The sequence below is a fragment of the Geodermatophilus arenarius genome (genome assembly GCF_042654585.1).
GTDB classification, from domain to species: domain Bacteria; phylum Actinomycetota; class Actinomycetes; order Mycobacteriales; family Geodermatophilaceae; genus Geodermatophilus; species Geodermatophilus arenarius.
Map to the genome: position 1 here is coordinate 62,366 of NZ_JBHSGR010000005.1, position 15,332 is coordinate 77,697.

The following is a 15,332-nucleotide window of genomic DNA, read 5'->3' on the forward strand; positions in this document are numbered from 1 at the left end:
TCTCCCTCGTCACATCGGTACGGCGTCGCGGATGCTCTCCCCCGCCGTCGACGGGCTGCAACCTCGCCACGCTCGCCCCTCACCACGAGGGGCGAGATCGTGACCGCCCCGCAACCCGTCCCCGGGAAGCGGAACTGCCCCGGCTCCTGGGGAGGGGCCGGGGCAGTCCACGGGGGGCGATCAGTCGCCGACGAGCTCCCGCATGAGGCGGGCGGTCTCCGACGGCGTCTTGCCGACCTTGACCCCGGCGGCCTCGAGGGCCTCCTTCTTGGCCTGCGCGGTGCCGGCCGAGCCGGACACGATGGCGCCGGCGTGGCCCATCGTCTTGCCCTCGGGCGCGGTGAACCCGGCGACGTAGCCGACGACCGGCTTGGTCACGTTGGCCTTGATGAAGTCGGCCGCGCGCTCCTCGGCGTCGCCACCGATCTCACCGATCATGACGATGGCCTCGGTCTCCGGGTCGTCCTGGAAGGCCTGCAGGCAGTCGATGTGCGTGGTGCCGATGACCGGGTCGCCGCCGATGCCGACACAGGTGGAGAAGCCGATGTCCCGGAGCTCGTACATCATCTGGTAGGTCAGCGTGCCGGACTTGCTGACCAGGCCGATCTTGCCCTGCTTGGTGATGTTGGCCGGGATGATGCCGGCGTTGGAGCGCCCGGGGCTGATCAGGCCGGGGCAGTTCGGGCCGATGATCCGGGTGGCGCCGCCCTGGGCGTGGGCCCAGAAGTAGGTCGAGTCGTGCACCGGGATGCCCTCGGTGATGACGACGGCGAGCCCGATCTGGGCGTCGACGGCCTCGATGACCGCGCCCTTGGCGCCGGCCGGCGGCACGAAGATGACGCTGACGTCGGCGCCGGTCTCCTTCATGGCCTCGGACACGCTGCCGAACACCGGCACGCTGGCGCCCTCGAAGTCGACGCGCTCGCCGGCCTTCTTCGGGTTCACGCCACCGACGATCGCGGTGCCGGAGGCGAGCATGCGCTGGGTGTGCTTGCGCCCCTCCGAGCCGGTCATGCCCTGGACGATGACCTTGCTGTTCTCGTTGAGGAAGATCGACATCTCTTCAGGTCCTGTCTGGAGGTGAGGGAACGGCCCCTTTCCAGGGGCCCGCCCCGAGCCTGCGAGGGGTGGGGAGGGAAGGGGTCCTTCCTCAGGCGGCGAGCTCGGCGGCCCGGCGCGCGGCGCCGTCCATCGTGTCCACCAGGGTCACCAGCGGGTGGTCCGCCTCGGCGAGGATGCGCCGGCCCTCCTCGACGTTGTTGCCGTCGAGCCGGACGACCAGCGGCTTGGTCGCCTCGTCACCGAGGATGCCCAGGGCGCTGACGATGCCGTTGGCGACGGCGTCGCAGGCGGTGATGCCGCCGAAGACGTTGACGAACACGCTCTTCACGGCCGGGTCGGAGAGGATGATCTCCAGGCCGTTGGCCATGACCTCGGCCGAGGCGCCGCCGCCGATGTCGAGGAAGTTGGCCGGCTTGACCCCGCCGAACTCCTCGCCCGCGTAGGCGACGACGTCGAGGGTGCTCATGACCAGGCCGGCGCCGTTGCCGATGATCCCGACCTCGCCGTCGAGCTTGACGTAGTTGAGGTCCTTCTCCTTGGCGCGCGCCTCGAGCGGGTCGGCCGAGGCGGAGTCCGCGAGCTCGGCGTGCTGGGGGTGCCGGAAGGAGGCGTTCTCGTCGAGGGTGACCTTCGCGTCGAGCGCGAGGACGGTGCCGTCGGGCGCCTTGGCCAGCGGGTTGACCTCGACGAGGGTGGCGTCCTCCTGGGCGAAGGTCTCCCACAGCTGGACGGCGATGGCGATCACCTGGTCGCGCACCTCGGGGGCGAACCCGGCGGCGTCGACGATCTCGGCGGCCTTCTGCGCGTCGACGCCGGTCGTGGCGTCGACGGGGATGCGGGCGAGGGCCTCGGGCCGCTCGACGGCGAGCTGCTCGATCTCCATGCCGCCCTCGACGCTGGCCATGGCCAGGAAGGTGCGGTTGGCGCGGTCGAGCAGGTAGGAGAAGTAGTACTCCTCGGCGATGTCGCTGGCCTGCGCCACCATCACGCGGTGGGTGATGTGGCCCTTGATGTCCAGCCCGAGGATGTCCTGGGCGCGGGCCCTCGCCTCGTCGGCGTCGTTGGCCAGCTTGACGCCGCCGGCCTTGCCGCGGCCGCCGGTCTTGACCTGCGCCTTGACGACGACGGTCTGCCCGATCTCGCGGGCGATCGCCTCGGCCTGGTCGGGTGTCTCGGCCACGCCGCCGGGCAGCACGGGCACGCCGTGCGAGGCCAGCAGGTCACGCGCCTGGTACTCGAAGAGATCCACGAACAGGCACCGTAAACCTCGCGCGTCCCGGCCGCCGCACCGGCACCGGGCCCCGTGCCCCGGGTCACAGGCCCCCGGACAGCCGCCGCAGCGCGGCCACGACGTCGTCGGGGGTGGTGCCGTCGGGGAAGCGGCGAACGTCGGCCGGCAGGTCGCCTCCGCCGTCGTCGCCGTCCCCGAGGACGAAGGCGGTGACGTCGTCGACGCCGGCGGCGGACAGCCGGGCGAGCACCTCGCCGAGCAGCCCCGGCCGCGCCCCGGCCACGCCGAGGGCGTCGGCGTCCTCCTGCACGACCGTCGCGGCCAGCCGCCCGGCCGAGGCGACCTCGCCGGTCAGCACCACCTCGGCGCCGGAGTCGCGCAGCGCGCGGGCGAGGGCGACCGCGCGCGGGTCGTCCCGGCCCTCGGGCCCGGCGACGACGACGCGCAGCCGCTCGCCCGCCGTCACCGGGCGGTCGTGCGGCGCAGCCGCCAGGCGAGCACGGTGAGCAGCGCGTAGCCCAGCCCGGCGGCGAGCAGCCCGGCGCCGGGGACGGTCCACTCCAGCTCGTCGGAGGCGAGGGCGTCGCGCAGCCCGCCGAGGCCGGCGGCGAGCACGGTCACCGCGACGGCGAGGAAGCCGCCGACGGCGGCCAGCCGCGGCCGCAGCGAGGGCGCCAGCACCGAGGCGAGCAGGACGGCGCCGGCCAGCAGCAGCCCGCCGAGCAGCGCCAGCCCGGGCCGCTCCAGGAGCGCCTGCGGGCCCTGCTGCTCGACCACGACCTCCAGGCCGGTGGACGGGTCGTCGACCAGCCGGTCGGGGACGTCGGCGGCCGGCAGCGCCAGGCACAGCACGGTGAGGACGCCGAGCAGCACCGCCGCGCCGGCCAGCGCGCCGCGGGCGGGGTCGAGCGCCCCCCGGTCCTCCATGACCGTGCGGCTCCACGCCGCCGCGGCGCAGACCGCGGCCAGGACGGTCAGCGCGAGCCCGGCGACCTCGAGCCACCAGCCGGCCCCGGTCTCCACCGAGCTGGTGAGCACCCGCTCCCCGGCCAGCACCTCGACGCCGGGACGGACGGTGGAGGCGCTGCCGCGGTAGACCTCGATGAGCAGGGAGCCCAGCGCCAGCACCCCGCCGACGCCGGCGTAGGCCAGCCCGAAGCGCGGCACCCGGCCGGCGGCGAGGCCGGCCCCCACCGCGACGGCGGTCAGCGGGACGACCAGGCCGACCAGCGCGCCGCCGAGCCCGCCGGCCAGCGACAGCTCCCGGCCGCCGACGACGAGGTAGGTCGGGGACAGCGCGGCGACCCCGGCCAGGCCGGCGAGCACGAGCAGCACCCCCGCGGTGCGGGCGCCGCCGGGGAGGTGCCCGACGACGAGCCCGTCGTCCGGGGCGGGAGGGGCGGCCGGGGTGCGGGCCGGGCGCCGGTCCGGGGCCGGGCGGGCGCCGGTGCGCCGCGCCCCGGCGGCGGCGGCCCCGGTGCGGCGGGCGGCACCCGTGGCCCCGGTCCGCCGGGCGCCGTCCCGGGTCCGGTCGTCGCGGGCAGCACTCTCACGGCCGGCCACGGGTCCCCCTTCGTCGAGATGTGTCGCGTTCCGGTCTCGATCTCGTCGAGATCCCCGCATCGTCCGTGTGACCGTCGCCACACCAGGGCATTACCGTCGTGTGAACCGAGCACCACAGCGGTGCTCCGCCGTCGACGGACCCGGGTCCCGGGACACCGCCGGCGGCCGCCGAACGGGAGGACGTCCATGCGCGCGACCGGCGACCCCGGGTGCCGTCCAGAGTGGCACACGGGAGAGCCTTCCCCGGGTACGCCACGGGACGCGCTCCGGGCACTGGTCTCCCCCACCACCGTCGCCGGCGGGCTCACCGAACTGGCCTGGGTCGGGGCGCACGCCCTGCTCTACCCGCTCGGCGCGCGGACCGAGGCCCTGCTGCTCGACCCGCGCTGCCGCCCGGGGGTCCAGCCGGCCGCCGTCCGCGCGCTGTTCGCCGCCGACCCGCTCGCCGCGCGCGTCCCGGTGCTGCTGGTCCACGGGCTCATCGACAACCGGTCGATCTTCACCGTCATGCGCCGCCGACTGCGGCGGCGCGGGTTCACCCAGGTCTGCACCTGGAACTACAGCCCGCTGCTGGGGGACGTCGCCGAGGGCGCGCGCGACCTGGGGGAGCACGTCGAGCGGATCTGCGCCCGGACCGGCCACGACCGGGTGCACCTGGTGGGACACAGCCTCGGCGGCCTCATCGCCCGGCACTACGTGCAGCGCCAGGGCGGGGGCCGGCGGGTGGAGTCGCTGGTCACCCTCGGCACGCCGCACGGCGGCTCGGTGCTGGCCCACCTGCTGCCGACGCCGATGGTGCGCCAGCTGCGGCCCGGGTCGCCGGTGCTCCGGGAGCTCGCCGAGCCGGCGCCGGACTGGTCGACCCCGATGACCGCCGTCTACAGCAACCTCGACCAGATCGTCGTCCCCACCGTGGCCGGCCGGTGCGACCACCCGGACCTGCAGGCGCGCAACGTCCTCGTGAGGGGCGTGGGGCACATGTCGCTGCCGTTCCACCGCGGCGTCGTCGACGAGGTGGCCGCGACGCTGGCCGGGCTGCGGCCGGCCGCCCCCGCGCCGCTCGCCGACGCCGCCTGAGCGGCACCCCACCCCGGGGAGACATGGCGACACGCAGCGTCGCTTCCCCCGGTCGGCCCTGACGGAACGTTACGGTCCGATCACGGCGCCGGTACCCACCGGCGGGCGTCCTCCCAGGCGCCTCCACCGCCGTCGCTCCCCCGACGGGCTGCCCCGTGCAGTGGTCCCGGGAGCGTGGACGAAGGGTGTCCCGTGACCGCGCTCCTCGAGCCCGCGGCGACCGGCCGCCGGGCGACCGGGCCCGACGCGACCGGCCGCATCTCGTCCGGCCCGCTGGGGACCCCGGCCGTGCCGCCGGTCCCGCGGCCCGCGGTGCCGAGCACCGTCCTCCCCGCCCGGGTGGTCGCCCCCGTCACCGCTCCGGCCGAGGACGCCGAGGTCGAGGACGCCGAGGTCGAGGACGCCGAGGTCGAGGACGCTGCCGAGGCCGCCGCCGAGCCGGCCGGCACCGAGCCCGACACCGAGCCCGCCGCGCGGCGCACCGTCCGCCGCCCGCCCGGGCGCCGCGGCCCGCTGTGGCTGGGCGCGCTCGTCGCCGGTGCGCTCGTCGCCGCCGTCCCCGCCCTCACCGGCGGCACCCCGGCCCCGGCCGCCTCGGTGAGCGCCGCCGACTACGGCCTCGGCGCCGCCGACATCGGCCTGACCGGGGACATGGAGGACGCCGGGGTCCGGCAGGGCATCACCCAGGCCGAGGCCGCCGTCCGGCTGTCGGAGCTGGCCGCCTCCCGCGCCGCCCGCGAACCCCGGACCGTCGCGCCGACCACCGGCCGGATGACCACCTGCTTCTGCCAGCGCTGGGGCTCCATGCACTGGGGCATCGACCTGGCCAACTCCCTCGGCACGCCGATCCACTCGGTGACCGACGGGGTCGTGCTGCGCGCCGGCCGGGCCTCCGGGTACGGCAACGCCGTCTACATCCAGGACGCCGACGGCAACGTGCACATCTACGGGCACATGCGCTACTACGACGTCGAGGCCGGCCAGATCGTGCACGCCGGCGACGAGATCGCGAAGATCGGCAACGAGGGCCAGTCCACCGGCCCGCACCTGCACTACGAGATCCACCGCGGCGGCATGACCGGCCGGCCGATCGACCCCGAGGAGTGGCTCGCCGACCACGGCGTCACCCTGTGATCCGGCGTCGCTCCGCTCCTGGAGCTCTCCCCGCGCTCCGGGAGTGCTGCAGCACCCCCGGAGGCCGCGAACGACCCCAGGAGCGCCCCTCCCGCGGCGGAGCGCGGGCCTAGAGCTTGACCAGCGGGGCGTAGCGCAGGACGAGGCGCTTGGTGCCGCCGGAGCCGAAGTCGACCGTGGCCTGTGCCTTGTCGCCGGCGCCGTTGACCTCGACCACCGTGCCCAGACCGAACGCGTCGTGGCTGACCCGGTCGCCGACCTCGACGGAGATCACCGGCCGGTTGCCGCGGCCGCCGCGCAGGCCGCCCGTCGACAGGCCGGTCGCGGCCACCCGCTGCTGCGCCGACGAGCCGGTGCTCGGCGCCGGCGTCGGGTCGGTGCGCGCCCAGTGCACGGTGTCCGAGGGCAGCTCGTCGAGGAACCGCGACGGCGGGTTGTAGGCCGGCTGTCCCCAGCTGGTGCGCACCGTGGCGCGGGAGAGGAACAGCCGCTGCCGCGCGCGGGTGATGCCGACGTAGGCCAGCCGCCGCTCCTCCTCCAGCTCCCGCGGGTCGCCGAGCGCGCGCAGGTGCGGGAACACGCCGTCCTCGAGGCCGGTGAGGAACACGACCGGGAACTCCAGGCCCTTGGCGGTGTGCAGCGTCATCAGCGTGACGACGCCGGCCTCGTCGCCGGAGACGGGGATCTGGTCGGCGTCGGCCACCAGCGAGACCTGCTCGAGGAAGTCGGTGACCGTGCCGCCGGGGTTGGCCGCCTCGAACTCGGCGGCCACCGAGATGAGCTCGTTGAGGTTGTCGACGCGGCCCTCGTCCTGCGGGTCGGTGCTGGCCTCGAGCTCGGCGAGGTAGCCGGTGCGGTCGAGGATGCTCTCCAGCAGCGCGGCCGGGCCCGAGCCGGTCTCGACCAGCTGCTCGAACTCCTCGAGCAGCGCGACGAACTCCTGGACCGCCTTGAGCGACCGCGGCGCCAGCGTGGTGATCTCCGGGCAGCGGCGCAGCGCCGACGGGAACGCGATCCGCTCGCGGTCGGCGAACTGCTCGATGCAGGACTCGGCCTTGTCGCCGATGCCGCGCTTGGGCGTGTTGATCACCCGGCGGAGGCTGACGACGTCGGCCGGGTTGGCGACCACCCGGAGGTAGGCCAGCGCGTCGCGGACCTCCTTGCGCTCGTAGAAGCGCACCCCGCCGACGACCTTGTAGGGCATGCCGACGCGGATGAACACCTCCTCGAACACGCGGGAGGCGTTGTTGGTCCGGTAGAAGACGGCGATGTCCGCGGGCCGGACCGTGCCGGCGTCGACCAGCGCGTCGATCTGCTCGGCGACCCAGGCGGCCTCGTCGTGCTCGTTCTCGGCGACGTAGCCCTCGATCAGCTCGCCGTCGCCGGCGTCGGTCCACAGGTTCTTGGGACGGCGGCCGGTGTTCTTGGCGATGACGGTGTTGGCCGCCTTGAGGATCCGCTGGGTGGAGCGGTAGTTCTGCTCGAGCAGGATCGTCGTCGCGTCGGGGTAGTCGCGCTCGAACTCGTCGATGTTGCGGATCGTGGCGCCGCGGAAGGCGTAGATCGACTGGTCGGCGTCGCCGACGACGCACAGCTCGGCCGGCGGGACCGGCCCCTCGCCCGTGCCGACCAGCTCGCGGACCAGCACGTACTGCGCGTGGTTGGTGTCCTGGTACTCGTCGACCAGCACGTGCCGGAACCGGCGGCGGTAGTGCTCGGCGACGTCGGGGAAGGCCTGCAGCAGGTTGACCGTCGTCATGATCAGGTCGTCGAAGTCCAGCGCGTGCGCCTCGCGCAGCCGCCGCTGGTAGAGCGTGTAGGCCTCCTTGAGCACCTTCTCCGGCGCCGTCTCGGGGCTGAAGGACTCCTCGTCCACCAGCTCGTTCTTCAGGTTCGACACCTGGGCGGCGAGGCTGCGCCCGGGGTAGCGCTTGGCGTCGAGGTCGAGGTCGCGGGCGACCATCGTCATCAGGCGGACCGAGTCGCCCTGGTCGTAGATCGTGAACGACGACTTCAGGCCGAGCTTCGCCGACTCGGCGCGCAGGATCCGCACGCACATCGAGTGGAAGGTGGACACCCACATCGCCCGGGCGCGCGGCCCGACGAGGTGCGCGACGCGCTCCTTCATCTCGCCGGCGGCCTTGTTGGTGAAGGTGATCGCGAGGACCTCGCCCGGCTGCACCCCGCGGGCCCCGAGCAGGTAGGCGATGCGGTGGGTGAGCACGCGGGTCTTGCCCGACCCGGCACCGGCCACGATGAGCAGCGGGCCGCCCTCGTGGACGACGGCCTGACGCTGGGGACCGTTGAGTCCGGCCAGCATGCGGTCCAGTTCCCGGCCGGCCGAGCCGGGAGCGGAACGCTGGAGCGCGGCGGTTCCGGGGAGGGCCTGCTGCACGCTGCTCATAGCCACACCACTGTAGTTCGGACCGACGACGGACCCGTCCCGCGACGGACGCCCTCGTGACCGCCGGGCGTGCTGTGGCACACTCGGCGACGTGCTGATCGCCACCGTCGGCTTTTACTACGGGCACCGGGTTCCGGTGTCCGTCGCCGCCGGCTGAGCAGCCGCCGCAACGAACGCCCCGGGCCCGAGGAGCCCGGGGCGTTTCTCGTTCCCCGGGGTCCGACGGCCGCTCCCCGCCCCGGAGGAACCCGATGACCGCCACCCTGCCGCCCACCGACGCCGACACCCGCATCGCCGAGCTGCGCGGCGAGATCGACGCCTGCGACGCCGAGCTGATCGCGCTGGTGCAGCGGCGGCTCGCCGTCTCGCAGGAGATCGGTGAGCTGCGCCGCGCCACCGGCGGCACCCGGCTGTCGCTGTCCCGGGAGCAGCAGGTGATCGACCGCTTCCGCACCGCCCTCGGCCCGGACGGCGCCGCGCTCGGGATGCTGCTGCTGCGCCAGGGCCGCGGCCGCCTCTAGACGACGGACCCCCTCGCCCCCCACCGCTCGCACGCTCGCGGCGGGCCCTGCGAGGGCCGCCCTGTCACGTTCCGGGCGACTGCGTCGTCTCCATGGACACCCCACCGGAGAGGACGACGCCGTGACCGAGACCCGCACCGCCCGCATCCCGCTCGACCCGCCGCGCACGCTGCTCACCCGCCTCGTCGACCGGTACTCGCGCCGCCGCTTCGGCGCGACGCTGGACCCCGCCGCGGCGTTCGGGCACCACCCCCGCCTGCTGCTCACCTACCTGCGCCACGAGCAGTCCCTCGCGAAGTGGGACCGGCTGGACCCGACGCTCAAGTCACTCGCGGTCATGTCGGCGGCGGTGACCGTCGGCTGCTCGTGGTGCGTCGACTTCGGCTACTGGGTCGGGACCGCGCACGAGGGCGTGGACCCGGCCAAGCTGCGCGCCGTCCCCGCCTGGCGGGACAGCGACGCGCTCACCGACCTCGAGCGGCGCGTCGTCGAGTACGCCGAGGCGATGAGCACCACGCCGATGGGCGTCACCGACGAGATGGTCGCCGCGCTGCGCCGCGACCTGGACGACGCCGCCCTGGTCGAGCTCACGATGATGGTCGCCGTGGAGAACAGCCGGGCGCGGGCCAACAGCGCCCTGGGCCTGACCAGCCAGGGCTTCCGGGACCGCTGCGAGCTCCCGGCTCCCGCGTGACCGGCCCGCTGCCGGCGTTCGACGCGCACCGGCGGCTGCTGTTCACCGTCGCCTACCAGATGCTCGGCAGCGTGGCCGACGCCGAGGACGTCGTCCAGGATGCCTGGCTGCGCTGGTCGGCGGCCGACCGCGACGACGTGGCCGACCCGCGCGCCTACCTGGTCCGGGTCACCACCCGGCTGGCGCTGGACCGGCTGGACTCCGCCCGCGCGCGCCGGGAGGCCTACGTCGGCCCGTGGCTGCCCGAGCCGCTGCTCACCGACGAGGCCGCGGACCCGGCCGACGAGGCGGTGCTCGGCGAGGAGGTGTCACTGGCGCTGCTCGTCGTCCTGGAGAGCCTGTCCCCCGCCGAGCGGGCGGTGTTCGTCCTGCGCGAGGTGTTCGGGCTGCCGGCCGCGGAGGTGGCCGCCGTCCTCGGCCGCTCCGAGGCGGCGGTCCGGCAGCTCGGCCACCGGGCGCGGGAGCACGTGTCCGCCCGCCGCCCGCGGTTCGACGCCGACCGGGCGACCCACCGCGAGGTCACCGAGCGGTTCCTCGCCGCGTGCGCGGGCGGCGACGTCGACGCGCTGCTGGCCGCGCTCGCCCCGGACGCGGTCCTGCTGACCGACGCCGGCGGCCGGGCGAAGGCGGCGCTGCGGCCGATCACCGGCGCGGACAAGGTGGCCCGCTTCCTCGCCGCCGTCATCCCCGGAGGGGTGTCGGTGCCGGGACTGCGGATGGTGCTGACCGAGGTCAACGGCCGGCCCGGGGTGGCGGCGTGGACCGGCGGGGAGCCCCTCGCCGCGGTCTCGCTGGTCGTCACCGACGGCCTGGTCCAGCAGGTCCTCGTGGTGCTCAACCCCGACAAGCTGGCGGGCCTGCGGAGGTGAGGTGCGGGAACGGCCTCCTCACAGGGGCCGGCGCCGAGCCTGCGAGGCGTGGGGGGCGAGGAGGCCCGTCACTTAGGCTCCGGCGGTGACCGCCGTCCCGCCCCGGAAGCCCGCCGAGCACGTCGAGCGCGTCCTGTGCGTGCTCGCCCACCCCGACGACGTCGACTTCGGCAGCGCGGGCACCGTGGCGACCTGGACCGCGGCCGGCACCGAGGTCGTCTACTGCATCGTCACCGACGGCGACGCGGGCGGCTTCGACGAGACCCCGCGCGACCGGATGGGCCCGCTGCGGCGGGAGGAGCAGCGCGCCGCGGCCGCCGCCGTCGGCGTCACCGACGTGCGCTTCCTCGGCTACCCGGACGGCCGGCTGGAGCTGACGCTCGACCTGCGCCGGGACATCAGCCGGGTCATCCGGCAGGTGCGCCCGCAGCGGGTGCTCACCAGCTCCCCGGAGCGCTGGTACGAGCGGGTCGGCGCCAGTCACCCCGACCACATGACCGTGGGCGAGTCGACGCTGCGCGCGGTCTACCCCGACGCCCGCAACCCGTTCGCCTTCCCGGAGCTCCTGGCCGACGAGGGCCTGGAGGCGTGGACGGTGGAGGAGGTGTGGCTGGGCGCCAGCCCGCGGGCCGACCACGCCGTCGACGTGACCGACGTCGTCGAGCTCAAGTTCGCCGCGCTCAAGAGCCACGTGACGCAGGTCAGCCACATCCACGACCTCGAGTCCTTCGTCACGGGCTGGATGGCGCAGACCGCCCGCCGCTTCGGCCTGCCCGACGGCCGCCTGGCCGAGGCCTTCCACGTCGTCCACACGGCGTGACCTCGCGGGTCACAGCAACCTGTTGGTCGCCGCCCACCGGGTGAGCTCGTTGCGGTTGGACAGCTGCAGCTTGCGCAGCACGTTGGACGCGTGGGACTCCACCGTCTTCACCGAGATGAACAGCCGCGAGCCGATCTCCCGGTAGGTGTAGCCGCGCGCCAGCAGCTGCATGACCTCGCGCTCGCGGGCGCTGAGCAGGTCCAGGCCGGGGTCGGTCGCCGGGTCCTCGGCGGGCGCGGCCGACGGCGCGCTCGCGGCGAAGGCGTCGAGCACGAAGCCGGCCAGCCGGGGGCTGAACACGACGTCGCCCTCGGCCACCCGCTGCACCGCCGACACCAGGTCCGGCCCGGAGATGGTCTTGGTGACGTAGCCGCGGGCGCCGGCGCGGATGACCGCGATGACGTCCTCGGCGGCGTCGGACACCGACAGCGCCAGCCAGCGCACGTCGGGCAGCTCGGCGCGCAGCGTCTCCAGCACGGTGCGGCCCCCGCCGCCGGGCATGTGCACGTCGAGCAGCACGACGTCGGGGACGGTGGCGCGGATGCCGGCGACGGCGGAGTCGACGTCGGACGCCTCGCCGACCACGGTGACGGCGCCGCCGAGCTCGGCGCGCACGCCGGCGCGGACCATGGCGTGGTCGTCGACGACGAAGACGCGGGGGACGCTCACGCGGCGGCCTCGCGGGGCAGCACGAGCTCGACCTCGGTGCCCTCGCCGGGCGCCGAGCGCACCGTCGCCGTCCCGCCCAGGCGGGTGAGCCGGCCGGACACCGAGTCGCGCAGCCCGCGTCGGTCGGCCGGGACGGCGGACGGGTCGAAGCCGGCGCCGCGGTCGCGGACGAACACCGACACCGACTGCGCGCCCACCTCGGTGTAGAGGTCGGCGGAGGTCACGCCGGCGTGCTTGGCGGCGTTGAGCAGCGCCTCGCGGGTGGCCGCGCCCAGCGCCGCGAGCGCGTCGTCGACCGGGGCGTCGCCGACGACGACCGGGTCCACGGTGAGCGCGTGGTCGCCCTCCACCTCGGCGACCATCTCCGAGACCAGCGCGGACCAGGTGCCGCCGCCGGGCGAGGACGCCGGCTCGTACAGCCAGCTGCGCAGCTCCCGCTCCTGGCTGCGGGCCAGCCGCGCGACGGCCTGCTGGTCACCGGAGTTCCGCTGGATGAGCGCGAGGGTCTGCAGCACCGAGTCGTGCAGGTGCGCGGCGACGGCGGCCCGTTCCTCGGAGCGGATGCGGGCGGTGCGCTCGGACTCGCGGGAGTCCAGCAGCCGCCGCCAGAACGGCGCGGTGGCCAGCACGACGCCGACCAGGATGACCAGGGTGGCCACGAAGCCGTTGCGCGCCGCGGCCAGCTGACCCGTCGTCGCGAGCAGCAGGACCAGGCCGATGGCGGCGAGCGCCGCGCCGCCGGCGAGCACCCAGCGGACGCCGGGCCGGGTCAGCGTGCGGTCGGTGTCCAGCTGCCGCCAGATGACGGCGAGCCCGCCGCCGACCAGCAGCAGCGGGGCGATGAGGTCGTTGTTCCCCCACGTCGCCAGGTTGGTGACCAGCACCATCGCGCCGAGGCCGAAGAAGACCAGGCCGACGGTCTGCCGGCGGCTGGGCCGCGGCGCCGTGTCGGGGGCGACCTCGCCCAGCGGCACGAAGAACCACAGCAGCGCGTAGGCGATGACGCCGATGCCGGTCACCGCCAGCGCGACGAACGCCGCGCGGACGACCAGCGGATCGGTGCGCAGGTGCGCCGCCGTCCCCGCCGCGACGCCGGCGAGCATCCGGCCCTGCCGCGGGCGCACGAGCGGCGGCCGGGTCTCCGCCGGGCGGGTCGCCACGGCGGTGGCGCCCGCGGGAGCCGGCGGGGTCCCGGTGGTCAGCGGGGTCTGCGTGGGCACGCCGACGGGCCCGGCCGGCGGGGCGCCGGCCGGCGGCCCGCCCGTGCTGGGCGCCGTCCTCGTCACGGCACCGATCGTCGCACCGCGCGCACCTCCCCCGGTACCGGGAAGCCCCCGGACGGGCAGGACCAGGGTCGGATGGGGGCCTTCCCCGATGTCGCGGCGGGCGCCCGCTCGGCACGCTCTGTGCCATGACCGCCGCCTCCCCTCCTCCCGCCCCACCCTTCGATCCCCCGCCCGCACCACGCCCCACGCTCCGGCGCAGCCGCACCGACAAGGTGCTCGGCGGCGTCGCGGGCGGCCTCGCCGAGTACAGCGGCGTCGACGCGCTGCTGTGGCGCGTCGGCTTCGTCGCCCTGACGCTCGCCGGCGGCACCGGCGTCCTCGTCTACGCGCTGCTCTGGCTGCTCATGCCGCGCGGCCCGCGCCGGGCCGGCGTCGACGGGGCGCCCGCCGAGCCGCCGGCGCCCCGCTCCCCCGTCGCCGGGATGACCGTCGCGGGGCTGCTCATCGTCGTCGGCCTGATGGTCCTGGTGACCCGCTACACCGACCTCGACCTCGGCCCCCGCGGCTTCCTCGCCGGCGCGCTGCTCGTCGTCGGCCTCGGACTGGTCGTCTCGGCGCTGACCCGCGGCCGCACGCCGCGCGGCGGGCTGATCGCGCTGGGCTCCGTGCTCACCCTGGCGCTGCTGTTCACCTCGTCCGTCCCCGCGTGGGACTCCGACGACCGCGTCGGGCCCGGCGGCGGCGTGGGCGACCGCGACTACCACCCGGCGACCGTCGAGGACGTGCGCCCCGTCTACAGCCTGGGCGCCGGCGACATGGACGTCGACCTCTCCCGCATCGACGTCGACGACGTCGACGAGCCGGTCGAGGTGCGCATCGAGCACGGCGTCGGCGACCTCGACGTCACCGTCCCCGACGACGCCGACGTGCAGGTCGACGTCGAGAACGGCATCGGCGACGCCGAGCTGTTCGACCAGGAGGACGAGGACGGCTACTTCCGCGCACCGGGCGGCGACAGCCGGCCCGAGTTCGTCCTGACCATCGACCACGGGGTCGGCGACCTGGAGGTGTCCCGTGCCTGACTACAGCGAGTTCCCCACCACCCCCACCGGCTGGCAGGAGCGCGCGCTGGCCGCCGACTGGCAGCACACCAGCGCCCTCCCGGTCGAGGCCCCCGCCCCGAAGCGGCGGGTGGACCTGGTCGCGCTGGTCCCGGGCGTCGCGTTCGTCGTCCTGGCCCTGGTCTTCCTCGCCGGGGTGACCGTGCCGCTGGGCTTCCTCGCCGACGGCGGGCTGCTGTGGCTGCTGCTGGTCGGCGTGGGCGTGGCGCTGATGGTGAGCGAGCTGCGGAGGGCGCGCCGCAGGCGCGGCTGACGACACGGGGCGGCCGTTCCGGGGGCCCGGGGAGCGAGGAGCTCCCCGGGCCCTCGCCGTGTCCGCGCGTGTCAGCCGGTGACCCGGTCGACGAAGGCCAGCGCCCGGGTCCAGAACAGGGCGGTGGCCTCCGGGTCGTGCTCCGCCGGCAGCGACGGGTCGGTGAACAGGTGCCCCTCCCCCGGGTAGCGGAAGACCTCGAGGGGCGCGCCGGCCGCGGCGACGTCCGCGGCGAACGCCTCGTCCCACTCCGCGGAGCGCTTCGGGTCGTCCGTGGTCCGGTGCAGCTGCGCGGGCAGCCCGGCCGGCCAGCCCGGCGCCCCGAGGACCGCCATCGGCAGTGCCCCGGAGACCAGCAGGACGCCGCCGCACCGGCGCTGTGTGGCCACGTGCTCGGCCATCCCCGCGCCGTTGGAGAAGCCGGCGGCCACGAACCCGTCGGGCAGGTCCCGGACGGCGTCGACCGCGCGGGCCATGAGGGCCGGGAAGCCGACCGACTCGACGTACGCGCCGGCCTCGGCGTAGTCGTCGAAGACCCGCCCGTCGTACTGGTCGACGACGCGGACCTCGTGGCCGGCGGCCCGCAGCCGGTCCGCGGCGTCGGTGACCCCGGGCCGGACGCCGAGGACGGAGTGGAAGAGCGCGATGGTCGTCACGGACCCACGGTGGCGGGTCCTCGGTGACACCG

General features: G+C 75.4%; 16 protein-coding genes. 8 read left to right on the top strand and 8 right to left on the bottom strand.

What is annotated here, in order from left to right; genetic code table 11:
• Window positions 1-180: 180 nt before the first annotated feature.
• The 4 genes from sucD to ACFO3M_RS06245 all read right to left on the bottom strand — a co-directional run bounded on the left by sucD (window position 181) and on the right by ACFO3M_RS06245 (window position 3,856).
• Window positions 181-1,059, bottom strand: a complete 879-nt coding sequence (gene sucD / locus ACFO3M_RS06230) for a succinate--CoA ligase subunit alpha (protein ID WP_387987616.1) — start codon at window positions 1,057-1,059, stop codon at window positions 181-183.
• A 91-nt stretch (window positions 1,060-1,150) separates the two neighbouring features.
• Window positions 1,151-2,311: an ADP-forming succinate--CoA ligase subunit beta gene (gene sucC, locus ACFO3M_RS06235; protein WP_387987618.1), complete on the bottom strand. Its 1,161-nt coding sequence runs from the start codon at window positions 2,309-2,311 to the stop codon at window positions 1,151-1,153.
• A gap of 64 nt (window positions 2,312-2,375) precedes the next feature.
• Complete coding sequence (locus ACFO3M_RS06240; protein WP_387987620.1) at window positions 2,376-2,759, bottom strand: methylmalonyl-CoA mutase; 384 nt, start codon at window positions 2,757-2,759, stop codon at window positions 2,376-2,378.
• A complete protein-coding gene (locus tag ACFO3M_RS06245; protein ID WP_387987622.1) occupies window positions 2,756-3,856 on the bottom strand; it encodes a hypothetical protein in 1,101 nt (366 codons plus the stop codon). The genes ACFO3M_RS06240 and ACFO3M_RS06245 overlap by 4 nt, the downstream gene beginning before the upstream one ends.
• 186 nt (window positions 3,857-4,042) lie before the next feature.
• On the opposite strand from ACFO3M_RS06245, the gene ACFO3M_RS06250 reads away from it, so the two are divergent.
• Window positions 4,043-4,933, top strand: a complete 891-nt coding sequence (locus ACFO3M_RS06250) for a lipase family alpha/beta hydrolase (RefSeq protein ID WP_387987623.1) — start codon at window positions 4,043-4,045, stop codon at window positions 4,931-4,933.
• Between the two features lie 192 nt (window positions 4,934-5,125).
• Window positions 5,126-6,067 carry a M23 family metallopeptidase gene (locus tag ACFO3M_RS06255; protein WP_387987624.1) on the top strand — a complete coding sequence of 314 codons (942 nt, stop codon included), beginning with the start codon at window positions 5,126-5,128 and terminating at the stop codon, window positions 6,065-6,067.
• A 109-nt stretch (window positions 6,068-6,176) separates the two neighbouring features.
• Here the strand turns inward: ACFO3M_RS06255 and pcrA are convergent, their stop codons facing one another.
• Window positions 6,177-8,471 carry a DNA helicase PcrA gene (pcrA, locus tag ACFO3M_RS06260; RefSeq protein ID WP_387987626.1) on the bottom strand — a complete coding sequence of 765 codons (2,295 nt, stop codon included), beginning with the start codon at window positions 8,469-8,471 and terminating at the stop codon, window positions 6,177-6,179.
• Window positions 8,472-8,722: 251 nt separating this feature from the next.
• Here pcrA and ACFO3M_RS06265 point away from each other — a divergent pair, with 251 nt between their 5' ends.
• The 4 genes from ACFO3M_RS06265 (at window position 8,723) to ACFO3M_RS06280 (ending at window position 11,375) form a co-directional block, all read left to right on the top strand.
• A complete protein-coding gene (locus ACFO3M_RS06265; protein ID WP_387987627.1) occupies window positions 8,723-8,992 on the top strand; it encodes a chorismate mutase in 270 nt (89 codons plus the stop codon).
• 121 nt (window positions 8,993-9,113) lie between these two features.
• Entirely contained in the window at window positions 9,114-9,686 is a 573-nt protein-coding gene (locus ACFO3M_RS06270) for a carboxymuconolactone decarboxylase family protein (RefSeq protein WP_387987629.1), read from the top strand.
• Window positions 9,683-10,555, top strand: a complete 873-nt coding sequence (locus ACFO3M_RS06275) for an RNA polymerase sigma-70 factor (RefSeq protein WP_387987631.1) — start codon at window positions 9,683-9,685, stop codon at window positions 10,553-10,555. Before ACFO3M_RS06270 ends, ACFO3M_RS06275 begins: the two co-directional genes overlap by 4 nt.
• An 85-nt stretch (window positions 10,556-10,640) precedes the next feature.
• Window positions 10,641-11,375 (top strand): PIG-L deacetylase family protein, encoded by a 735-nt coding sequence (locus tag ACFO3M_RS06280; protein WP_387987633.1) that lies wholly within the window; start codon window positions 10,641-10,643, stop codon window positions 11,373-11,375.
• A 9-nt stretch (window positions 11,376-11,384) separates the two neighbouring features.
• Here ACFO3M_RS06280 and ACFO3M_RS06285 read toward each other — a convergent pair whose 3' ends face one another.
• The gene (locus ACFO3M_RS06285) at window positions 11,385-12,044 is read right to left on the bottom strand and encodes a response regulator (RefSeq protein WP_387987634.1); all 660 of its coding nucleotides are present in this window, start codon (window positions 12,042-12,044) and stop codon (window positions 11,385-11,387) included.
• Window positions 12,041-13,330, bottom strand: coding sequence for an ATP-binding protein (locus ACFO3M_RS06290; RefSeq protein WP_387987636.1), 1,290 nt, complete (start codon window positions 13,328-13,330; stop codon window positions 12,041-12,043). The genes ACFO3M_RS06285 and ACFO3M_RS06290 overlap by 4 nt, the downstream gene beginning before the upstream one ends.
• A 125-nt stretch (window positions 13,331-13,455) precedes the next feature.
• On the opposite strand from ACFO3M_RS06290, the gene ACFO3M_RS06295 reads away from it, so the two are divergent.
• Window positions 13,456-14,352, top strand: coding sequence for a PspC domain-containing protein (locus tag ACFO3M_RS06295; protein WP_387987638.1), 897 nt, complete (start codon window positions 13,456-13,458; stop codon window positions 14,350-14,352).
• Window positions 14,345-14,644: a hypothetical protein gene (locus ACFO3M_RS06300; protein WP_387987640.1), complete on the top strand. Its 300-nt coding sequence runs from the start codon at window positions 14,345-14,347 to the stop codon at window positions 14,642-14,644. Before ACFO3M_RS06295 ends, ACFO3M_RS06300 begins: the two co-directional genes overlap by 8 nt.
• Before the next feature lie 71 nt (window positions 14,645-14,715).
• Here the strand turns inward: ACFO3M_RS06300 and ACFO3M_RS06305 are convergent, their stop codons facing one another.
• Entirely contained in the window at window positions 14,716-15,300 is a 585-nt protein-coding gene (locus tag ACFO3M_RS06305) for a dienelactone hydrolase family protein (protein ID WP_387987641.1), read from the bottom strand.
• Window positions 15,301-15,332 lie beyond the last annotated feature (32 nt).